Source organism: Mesorhizobium sp. M7A.F.Ca.US.005.03.2.1, from assembly GCF_003997795.1.
GTDB lineage: Bacteria > Pseudomonadota > Alphaproteobacteria > Rhizobiales > Rhizobiaceae > Mesorhizobium > Mesorhizobium ciceri.
In genome coordinates, this window is sequence record NZ_RZRP01000152.1 from 1 (window position 1) to 9,619 (window position 9,619).

Here is a 9,619-nt window from a genome sequence, read left to right on the forward strand (position 1 = left end):
GGTTTGCGTGGCCCTTCGCGCTTCTCGTAGGGCTTGCGCTCGCCTTCAGCGGCCACCGGGCGGTCGCCGCGCGGTGCGTAGGGCTTGCGCGGTCCTTCGCGCTTTTCATAAGGCTTGCGCTCGCCTTCGGCGGCCATTGGGCGATCGCCGCGCGGTGCGTAGGGCTTGCGCGGTCCTTCGCGCTTTTCATAGGGCTTGCGCTCGCCTTCGGCGGCCATTGGGCGATCGCCGCGCGGTGCATAGGGCTTGCGCGGCCCCTCGCGTTTCTCAAAAGGCTTGCCTTCGGGACGCGGGCCTTTGCTGAAAGGCTTGTCGCCGCCCTTGAAATCGCGCTTCGGCCGCTCGCCATCGGCAGCCATCGGCCGGTCGCCACGCGGTGCGTAAGGTTTCTTGGCGCCAAAGGACGGTTTGCCGCCCTTGCCCGCGGCGCCATCGCGGCTGCGCGGTCCCGCGGCTTTCGGCCCACTCTTGGCCGGACCCTTCCTGGGTCGGAATTTCTTGTCGTTGTCGTCCATGTGGCCTTTATCCGTTTGCGCTGCTACAGCGTGGCGCATCCTTTCGGGCGCGCAACGAACGCTGTAGCACTTTTGATGTGGCGCATGATCATTTTCGAAAACCGAGTCCCGATTTTCGAGGTCATGCGCTCCATAACAGGATCACCGTCAGGTGGCGAGGAGATAATCGGAGTGGAAATCGCGTGAAGCGGCCCGATTTCATGGCGCTGGCGCTGAAGGAGGCCGAAGCTGCCGCCTTGCGAGGCGAAGTGCCGGTCGGCGCCGTCATCGCCAATGGCGCTGGTGTTGTCGCCAGCGCCGGCAACCGCACACGGGAACTTGCCGACCCGACCGCGCATGCCGAGATGCTGGTCATCCGCGAAGCCTGCCGCAAACTGTCGGCCGAGCGGCTGACCGGGCATGATCTGTATGTGACGCTGGAGCCTTGCGCCATGTGCGCCGGCGCCATTTCCTTCGCCCGGCTGCGCCGGCTCTATTTCGGCGCCGCCGACAACAAGGGCGGTGCGGTGGTCAACGGCGTGCGTTTTTTCGCCTCGCCGACCTGCCACCACGCGCCCGACATCTATCCGGGCATGGGCGAGACCGAAGCAGGCCTGCTGCTTAAAGGATTTTTTCGGGAGCGGCGCGGCTGAAGCGGGCGCTACGCCCGGCGACACAATTCGGTGTTCTTACAGCCAATCGAACCAGCCGCTGCCCTTCTTGCCTTCCGCCTCTTTCTTGAGACGGCGTTCCTTCTTGTACTCGTCCTCGCCAAGCTCGTTCTGCGGCGCGGTGCCGGCCGCGACACGATACTGCACTGGAGGCTCGCTCAGATATTTGCGGGTGTTCGGATCGCCCTGCTTGCTGTCGGCGAGGCGACGCTGGATCTCGGCGGCACGGCCCTTGTCGGAATCGGCCGGTGTCCATGCCGGCGGGTGGCTCGAGCCTGACTCCGCCATCGCCCTTTTCACCGAGGCCGGATCGGTTTGCACGTCGTCGACGATCTCCGACTGATAGGCCGGGTCGTTCTGATGGGCGGTGGCATCGGCGCGCAAGCGGGCGCGGCGCTGCTCGGGCGATTCGGGCCATTCGGCGCTCGCCGTCTCGATGCTGTCCTGCGGGGCCGGCAGCGCTTCCTTCTGGCCGGGCGCCGGCTTTACAAGCGTCGGACGCGGCTTGTAGTCGATCTGTTCCTTGCGCTTCGGCGCAAATGAAAAGGCGCCTGAAATATCGCCGGCCAGCTGTTCGCCGGCGGTCTTGTCGGTGCCGTAGGTCGGAGAGCCCATGCAGCCGGACAAAGCGAGGCCCGACGCGACAAGCGGCGCCAGCAGCGCCAGGCGCGCATTATATCTCTCGGTCATGCCAAAAAGTCCCACTCTAGACAGCCTCTCGATTGCCACCAGCCTTCTGGCCGGTCCCCATCGTCCAAGCACTTGCGACGGAAATCCGGCGACAATTTGTCTTCCGGAGTTTCGCGTGTTTACCTCAACCACTCGTTAAGGGCAACGCGCGGGCGGTTTTCACCCGCCCGGCGTGGCATTTGTGCACCGATCAAGCTGGCCGGCCTGTCAAAGCCGGCCAAGCGCCTTCAATTCATGCAGCACCGCCGCATCCCTGGCCGAAACATCCGGGAATTCCGGATCCTGGCCGATATCGGCGGTGTAGCGCCATGAGCGTGCGCATTTTAACAGGCCGCGATCCTCGGCCTTCTCGACCACCACGGCGACACCCCTGACGTCGTCGATCGCGAAGGCACCAGCCGGTGCCTCGCCATGAGCGATGACCAGATCGCTGGTGATCGCCATCTCGGCCATGTCGACATCTGAAATCGCCGCTTCGAGCGCTGCATCGTTGATGGTGACGACCGGCACCGCTTCCAGCGACGATCCGATCACCTTCTGGGCCCGCGCGATCTCCAGCGCGCCGGTGACGACGCGCCGCACCTGCCGCACCTGGCGCCACTTTTCCGCCAACGCCTCGTTCTGCCAGTCCGCCGGGATTTGCGGGAACTGGTCGAGATGCACCGAGACCGCGTCGGGATGACGATCGAGCCAGGCCTCCTCCATGGTGAAGGGCAGCATCGGCGCCAGCCATTTCACCAGGCAATCGAAGAGATGGCGCACCACCTGCACAGAAGCCTTGCGCTTCAGGCTCGAGGGCGCGTCGCAGTAGAGCGCGTCCTTGCGGATGTCGAAATAGAACGCGGACAGCTCGACCACCATAAAATCGAGCAGCATGCGGGTGATGCGCTTGAATTCGAAGGCGTCGTAACCCGAGCGCACGACCTCATCGAGCTCGGCCAGCCGGTGCAGCATCAACCGCTCCAGTTCCGGCATCTTCTCCAGCGGCACCTCTTCGCCATCGTCATGGGCGAGCGTGCCGAGCATCCAGCGGATGGTGTTGCGCAGCTTGCGGTAGGCATCGATGTTGGTCTGCAGCACGTTCTTGCCGAGCCGCTGGTCCTCCCAGTAGTCGGTCGTCACCACCCACAGACGCAGGATATCGGCGCCCGACTGCTTGATGACGTCCTGCGGCACCACGGTGTTGCCGAGCGACTTCGACATCTTGCGGCCATCCTCGTCCATGGTGAAACCATGGGTGACGACAGTATCGTAAGGCGCCCTGCCCCTGGTGCCGCAGCTTTCCAGCAGCGAGGAATGGAACCAGCCGCGATGCTGGTCGGAGCCTTCGAGATAGACGTCGGCCGGCCATTTCAGGTCAGGGCGATCCTCCAGCGTGAAGGCATGCGTCGAGCCCGAATCGAACCAGACGTCGAGGATGTCCATCACCTGCTTCCATTTGGAGGCATCGTGATTGCCAAGGAAACGCTCCTTGGCGCCAGCGGCGAACCAGGCGTCGGCGCCCTCCTTCTCGAAGGCGTCCATGATGCGCTGGTTGACCGCTTCGTCCTTCAGCACATTGCCGTCGACATCGGCGAAGACGGCGATCGGCACGCCCCAGGCGCGCTGGCGCGACAGCACCCAGTCCGGGCGCTCCTCGATCATGGCGCGGATGCGGTTCTGGCCGGCGGCGGGCACGAAACGGGTGTCGTCGATGGCCTTGAGCGCCCGGCTGCGCAGCGTCGAGCCGTCGCCGAGGTCCTTGTCCATATAAACGAACCATTGCGGCGTGTTGCGGAAGATGATCGGTTTTTTGGACCGCCACGAATGCGGATAGCTGTGCTTCAGCCGGCCACGCGCGAACAGCGCGTTGCGCTTGATCAGCTCGTCGATGACGGCCTGGTTGGCGTTGCCCTTCTTGCCGTTGTCGTCGATGACGCGCGCCGGTCCACCCTCGCGGTCCGGTCCGAAACCCGGCGCGTCCTTGGTGAAGAAGCCGCCATCGTCAACGGTGAACGGGATGGCGGGATCGATGCCGCGTGCGCGCAGATCCACCGCCGCGTCCATCCAGGCGTCAAAGTCCTCGCGGCCGTGTCCGGGCGCGGTGTGGACGAAGCCGGTGCCGGCATCGTCGGTGACATGGTCACCGGCGAGCATCGGAACGGCAAATTCGTAGCCGCCGCCCAAGCCCTTGAGCGGATGTGAAAGCGTAAGGCTTCCAAGCTCTTGCGCCGAAACGCTGCGGAGACGATTCAAGGTGACCTTGGCCTTGGCCGAGGAGTCTTCGGCCAGTGCGTCGGCAAAGATCAGCTTTTCGCCCGGCTGCGGGCCGAACGCGTTCTCGGCTGCCGTGACCTCGTAGAGGCCATAATTTATACGCGGCGAATAGTTGACGGCGCGGTTGCCTGGGATCGTCCACGGCGTCGTCGTCCAGATGACGACGTGGGCCTGCAGCAGATCGAGGGCGCCCTCCGTCAGCTTGGTCTGGCCATCGTCAATGGGGCGGACAAGGCTGGCGACCGGAAACTTCACCCAGATCGTGTCGCTCTCATAGTCGTGGTATTCGATCTCAGCCTCGGCCAGCGCCGTGCGCTCGACCACGCTCCACATCACCGGCTTGGAGCCGCGATAGAGCTGGCCCGACATGGCGAACTTCAACAGCTCGCCGGCGATGCGCGACTCGGCATGGAAAGCCATCGTCGTATAGGGGTTCTTGAAGTCGCCGATGACGCCGAGGCGCTGGAACTCGGCCCCCTGCACCGTGATCCAACCCGCGGCGAATTCGCGGCATTCCTTGCGGAATTCGTTGACCGGCACCTCGTCCTTGTTCTTGCCCTTGGCGCGGTACTGCTCCTCGATCTTCCATTCGATCGGCAGGCCGTGACAGTCCCAGCCGGGCACATAGTTCGAGTCGTAACCGCGCATCTGGAACGAGCGGGTGATGACGTCCTTGAGGATCTTGTTCAGCGCATGGCCGATATGGATGTTGCCATTGGCGTAGGGCGGGCCGTCATGCAGCACGTATTTCGTGCGGCCGGCAGCGCTCTCGCGCAGCTTGCGGTAGAGATCCATGTCCTGCCAGCGCTTGACCAGCAGCGGCTCCTTCTCCGGCAAGCCGGCGCGCATCGGGAAGTCCGTCTGCGGCAAATAAAGCGTCTTGGAATAGTCGATCGTTTCAGTTGTGTCGGTCATTGGTCTGCCATGTGCATTGCCCGGCGGGCGTACAAGCTCGGGCGTGAACTATCATGTTATGAAAAAAGCGCGAGGGGCGCGCAGAAACTCCCGGCGGCTCCGGCGGCGCTCAGGCCACCCGGAACACCGGGCCTGTAATTCGTATCGCGATCGCGAAAAGGCGCGAAAAGCTGGTCATGGCTGGGCTTTTAGCCGAAGCCACGGCAGGAATAAAGCGTCTCTCGTTCGATTCACCTACATCGTGAAATCGAAGCGGTAGGTGGTCGACACGCCGACCGTGAACTGGTTGCGGTCGCCACGCTCCTTGACCAGGCTGGAATCGGCCGCCGGTCCCATCAGGCGCGAATATTCGCCAAACAGGCTGGCGGTCATCGGCTCGGTCACCTTCCAGGTTATGGCGCCGCCAAGGCCGGTCGATTTCAGCCCGCCACCGGGATGGTATTCGCTCAGGCCGGAGGCCACCGCTTCCTGCGCGTTGACGCCATAATAGGCGTCGAAATAGTTGCCAGAGGCGAAGGAAACACGCGGTCCTCCCGAAATCCTGACGGTCGGCGTCACGTCGTAAAAGGCATCGGCGGCGATGTCGGCGACAAAGCCGTTGTGGGCGCGAATGCCGTGGCGCAGCTCGGCGCGGGCGCGCAGCCAGTCCGTCGGATAGAATTCGAAGAAGCCGCCGACTTCGCCGCCCCAGCGCACCGGATCGAGGCCCTTCAGTTCATCGGCGTTGTCGTCGTCGCGGGAAAACAGGAACTTGCCGGTCAGGCCGGCGCGGACACCGCCATCGTCGACCAGCGCCAACGAGATGTTGTCGTTGCGCGAGACAAAGCGTGCCGCCGGTCCGGCCTTGCCCAATGAGATGATGGGTTGGGCGCTCAGCATGTATTTCCTGCCGCCCTCGAAATTGGGCGCGACCAGGCCGGTGGCGCCAACGGTCAGATACCAGTCGCCGGACAGCCAGCTGCCCTCGCCCGCATTGGCGGCGCCCGCCCCGCCCAGCACCGCAGCGGCCAACACCAGAGAGATTCTTCCGACCGGACTCATGGCCACTCCACTAACACGACACACACGATTACCAATGACAGCTTTGACGGCCGTTTGGTAAAATTTGATTTAAACCCGAGACATACGCTCGCGCTTTGCCGCGATGCCGCTGCCGGTCATCGACTGGACGTTGGCCCGCGCCCGGATTACCTTCCATCCGCAGTATTCCGCAGCCCTCGATGGAGACCGCGACAATGACCCTGCATGGCGACGCCCTGAAAATCGCGATCGAACAGACACGGACAAAATGGGGATGGTTTGTCGCGCTCGGTGTGCTGCTGCTCATCTTCGGCGGCATTGCCTTCGCCAACCTGTTCGTCGCCACGGTGGCTTCCGTCTACGTCGTGGGATGGCTGATGCTGATGGCGGGCATCATCGAGATCGTGCACGCGTTCGGCGTCAAGACCTGGAGCCGCTTCTTCTACTGGCTGCTCAGCGGACTGCTGTACGCCGTTGCCGGCTTCTTCGCTTTCGGCAATCCGTTGCTTGCCTCGGCGGTGCTGACATTCCTGCTGGCGATTGCGCTGGTCGCGTCAGGGGTGCTCAGGGCCTGGGTCGGCTACAGCCATCGGCCGGAACGCGGCTGGGGCTGGATCGTCGCTGCCGGTGTCATCACCGCGCTTGCGGGCCTGATCATCGCCATGGGCTGGCCGGTCAACAGCCTGTGGGTGCTCGGTCTGTTCCTGGCGATCGATCTGATCTTCCAGGGCTGGACCTTCATCGCCGTCGGCCTGGCACTGAAGAAGTAGCTTAAAATGCCATCGCAGCGTCGAGGTCGGAGAGCGGCCTGACGCCGGCAAGCAGCGCGCGTGCCTCGGCTTCATCGCGCTTCATCTGCGCGACCAGCGCGTCGAGCCCCTCGAACTTCACCTCCGGACGCAGGAAACCGAAGAAGGAAACCTGACAAACCTCGCCATAGAGGTCGCCGGAGAAATCGAAGACAAAGGTTTCCAGCAGCGGCGCGCCGTTGTCGTCGACTGTCGGGCGTCGGCCAAAGCTGGCGACGCCGTCGTGAAGCGTGCCGTCGGCGCGGCGGAAGCGGACGGCATAGATGCCCTCCCTGAGTGCGGCTTCAGCCGACAGCCTCATATTCGCGGTTGGAAAGCCAAGGGTGCGGCCAAGCTGCTGTCCGCCGACCACCTCGCTTTCGACGGTGAACCGGTAGCCGAGCAGACCGGCGGCTTCAGCCACCTCACCCTCGCCCAGCAATACGCGGATGCGGCTGGACGACACCACCTCGGCGCCCTCGTCCCGGAACGCGTCGACGAGCGTGACGCCGAAGCCGTGACGCTCGCCGGCCGCCATCAGGTAGGCCGGGCCGCCCTGACGATCCTTGCCGAAATGGAAGTCGAACCCGGTCACGGCGTGAGTAATGCCGAGGTTCGTCTCCAGCACATCCGTCACGAACGCTTCCGCCGACAGCGAGGCGAAGTCGCGCGTGAACGGCTGCTCGACGAGCGCGGCAAAGCCCAGCAGCGACAGCAGCCGCGCCTTCATAGGCGGCGGCGTCAGCACGAACAACGGGATATCAGGCCTGAAGATCTTACGCGGATGCGGTTCGAATGTCAGCACCAGGGCCGGCACGCCGCGCCGTCCTGCCTCCGCCGAGGCTCGCTCGAGCACCGCCTGATGGCCGCGATGGACGCCATCGAAATTGCCGATCGCCACGACGCCGCCGCGCAGGTCGGCGGGAAGCGGCGCGGTTGCCAGGATGCGCTGGAAGGCTGCCATCGTCACCTACCGAAGTCTGGGAATGACGGCCACCGGACCATAGCCATGCTTTTCCAGGAAGGCCGCCAATCTTGCCGGATCCGGTTGCAGGGCATCGCCATAGTCGCGGGCATGGATACCGCCGGAGACATAAAGAACATCGAAGCCATTGTCGGCGGCGCCCTTCACATCGGTCATCATGCCGTCGCCGATGGCCAGCACCTGGCCGCGCTCGACCGGCTGGCCAAGAATCTCGGCAACCTCCTTCATCGCGAGATTGTAGATCGGCGCGTAAGGTTTTCCAGCGATCAATGTGCGGCCGCCGAGCTGGGCATAGTCACGCGCCAGCGCGCCGGCACACCAGATGATGCGTTCGCCACGTTCGACCACGATGTCGGGATTTGCGCAGATGAAAGGCAGGTTCCTGGCGCGCAGCCGCCGCAGGAGCTCCGCGTAATCCTCGGGCTTCTCGACCTCGTCGTCGAACAGGCCGGTACAGACGACGCCGGACGCCTCGAACTCCTCGACAAGCTCGACGTCGAGACCTTCATAGAGGGTGAAGTCGCGGTCGGCGCCGATATGGAAAATCTTGCGCGGCCCTTCGGCGATCAGATCCCGGGTCACGTCGCCTGAGGTAACCACCCGGTCGTAGGCTGACGGTGGAACACCGATCGCGTTCATCTGCGCCACTACATCGGCACTTCTGCGCGGCGAATTGGTGATCAGGACGACGGGGATTTTCGCCTCTCGAGCCCTTGCCAATGCGGAGGCTGCCACAGGGAAATGCGTTTCGCCATTATGGACCACCCCCCAGACGTCGCACAGGATTGCCGAATAGGCCTTCGACACGCCTTCGAGCGAGCCGATGATTTCAGGCGAATCCGCCATGCCGTTTCCTTCAGTCATGATCGTTGCGACCGCCACGACAGACGGTTCGCCGCAGCCGGTTCGGATTAGCCGAACCATTCCGGCCTGTCACCAGCTTTCGCCAGGCACGATTGGTTAGCGGTTGGTGAAGCGCTGCCCCGGCAATAGAGCGATTTGCCAAACCCGGCCTTCAGCGTTTTGTGGAAAGCTGGCGTCGATCGAGAATCCGCCGGCGGGGGCCGCTCCAAGACATGCATGGACTTTGGCGTCAGTTCTGCCGCGACCAACGCGGCAACTATGCTCTCATGACGGTCGTCGCGATGGTTCCGCTGATGGGCGCCCTGGCAATGGCCGTCGACTTCACCGAGATGAGCCGCGAAAAACAGGCGGTTTCGAACGCGCTCGATGCCGCAAACTTCGCCACGGCGCGCCGGCTGACGGAGGGTGCCACCGACGACCAGTTGCGGGCCTATGCGCTCGACTTCTTCAATGCCAACCTCAACAAGATCAATCCCGCCAATACGACGCTCACCGTCACCTTGCCAAGCAACACCACCGGCGGCGGCTTGCTCAAGATGACCGCGCGGCTTGACTATAAGCCCTATTTCTATCCGGTCTTCGGCCAGCTCGTCGGCAAATCCGAAACCGACGCCAACCAGAGGATCAGCTTCAACATCACCTCGGAAGTGCGGCTGAAGAACACTCTTGAAGTCGCCCTGGTACTCGACAATTCCGGGTCGATGACCAAGACCGGAACGGGCTCGGGGCAAACGCGCATCGACCTTCTCAAGACCGCGGCAAAACAGCTGGTCGACACGCTGGCCCAGCAGGCGGCAATGATCAAGCAGGTCGACAGGCCGGTGCAGTTCGGCCTCGTGCCGTTTGCCGCCTCGGTCAATGTCGGGCCCGGCAACGGCAATGCGCCCTGGATGGATACCGAAGGCCTGTCGCCGGTATCGAACGAGAATTTCGACT

General features: G+C 63.6%; 8 protein-coding genes and 1 pseudogene. 3 read left to right on the forward strand and 6 right to left on the reverse strand.

Annotated features, from left to right (window positions below; all coding sequences use genetic code 11):
• A pseudogene (locus EN991_RS11290) lies at positions 1 to 515 on the reverse strand (RNA pseudouridine synthase); the annotation flags it as partial.
• A 182-nt stretch (positions 516 to 697) separates the two neighbouring features.
• Here EN991_RS11290 and EN991_RS11295 point away from each other — a divergent pair.
• Complete coding sequence (locus tag EN991_RS11295; RefSeq protein WP_127368759.1) at positions 698 to 1,147, forward strand: nucleoside deaminase; 450 nt, start codon at positions 698 to 700, stop codon at positions 1,145 to 1,147.
• A 36-nt stretch (positions 1,148 to 1,183) separates the two neighbouring features.
• On the opposite strand, the gene EN991_RS11300 is transcribed toward EN991_RS11295, so the two are convergent.
• The 3 genes from EN991_RS11300 to EN991_RS11310 all read right to left on the reverse strand — a co-directional run bounded on the left by EN991_RS11300 (position 1,184) and on the right by EN991_RS11310 (position 6,067).
• Positions 1,184 to 1,855, reverse strand: coding sequence for a hypothetical protein (locus EN991_RS11300; protein WP_013532359.1), 672 nt, complete (start codon positions 1,853 to 1,855; stop codon positions 1,184 to 1,186).
• A gap of 207 nt (positions 1,856 to 2,062) precedes the next feature.
• On the reverse strand, positions 2,063 to 5,026 hold the full coding sequence (ileS, locus tag EN991_RS11305) for an isoleucine--tRNA ligase (protein WP_127368760.1): 2,964 nt from the start codon (positions 5,024 to 5,026) through the stop codon (positions 2,063 to 2,065).
• A gap of 234 nt (positions 5,027 to 5,260) precedes the next feature.
• The gene (locus tag EN991_RS11310) at positions 5,261 to 6,067 is read right to left on the reverse strand and encodes a MipA/OmpV family protein (protein ID WP_024504841.1); all 807 of its coding nucleotides are present in this window, start codon (positions 6,065 to 6,067) and stop codon (positions 5,261 to 5,263) included.
• Between the two features lie 194 nt (positions 6,068 to 6,261).
• On the opposite strand from EN991_RS11310, the gene EN991_RS11315 reads away from it, so the two are divergent.
• Positions 6,262 to 6,816, forward strand: a complete 555-nt coding sequence (locus tag EN991_RS11315; RefSeq protein ID WP_013532362.1) for an HdeD family acid-resistance protein — start codon at positions 6,262 to 6,264, stop codon at positions 6,814 to 6,816.
• A 1-nt stretch (position 6,817) separates the two neighbouring features.
• Here EN991_RS11315 and EN991_RS11320 read toward each other — a convergent pair whose 3' ends face one another.
• A complete protein-coding gene (locus tag EN991_RS11320) occupies positions 6,818 to 7,798 on the reverse strand; it encodes a bifunctional riboflavin kinase/FAD synthetase (protein ID WP_127368761.1) in 981 nt (326 codons plus the stop codon).
• 6 nt (positions 7,799 to 7,804) lie between these two features.
• On the reverse strand, positions 7,805 to 8,665 hold the full coding sequence (locus tag EN991_RS11325; RefSeq protein WP_164768978.1) for a TIGR01459 family HAD-type hydrolase: 861 nt from the start codon (positions 8,663 to 8,665) through the stop codon (positions 7,805 to 7,807).
• A gap of 230 nt (positions 8,666 to 8,895) precedes the next feature.
• Between EN991_RS11325 and EN991_RS11330 the strand changes: the two genes are divergently transcribed.
• A partial coding sequence (locus tag EN991_RS11330) for a TadE/TadG family type IV pilus assembly protein (RefSeq protein ID WP_206519189.1) occupies positions 8,896 to 9,619 on the forward strand: 724 nt, incomplete at its 3' end.

Bases quoted from the DNA above. Each gene is read 5' to 3' on its own strand.
- EN991_RS11300 (WP_013532359.1), bottom strand. From the start codon at position 1,855: ATGACCGAGAGATATAATGCGCGCCTGGCGCTGCTGGCGCCGCTTGTC.
- ileS (WP_127368760.1), bottom strand. From the start codon at position 5,026: ATGACCGACACAACTGAAACGATCGACTATTCCAAGACGCTTTATTTG.
- EN991_RS11310 (WP_024504841.1), bottom strand. From the start codon at position 6,067: ATGAGTCCGGTCGGAAGAATCTCTCTGGTGTTGGCCGCTGCGGTGCTG.
- EN991_RS11315 (WP_013532362.1), top strand. From the start codon at position 6,262: ATGACCCTGCATGGCGACGCCCTGAAAATCGCGATCGAACAGACACGG.
- EN991_RS11320 (WP_127368761.1), bottom strand. From the start codon at position 7,798: ATGGCAGCCTTCCAGCGCATCCTGGCAACCGCGCCGCTTCCCGCCGAC.
- EN991_RS11325 (WP_164768978.1), bottom strand. From the start codon at position 8,665: ATGGCGGATTCGCCTGAAATCATCGGCTCGCTCGAAGGCGTGTCGAAG.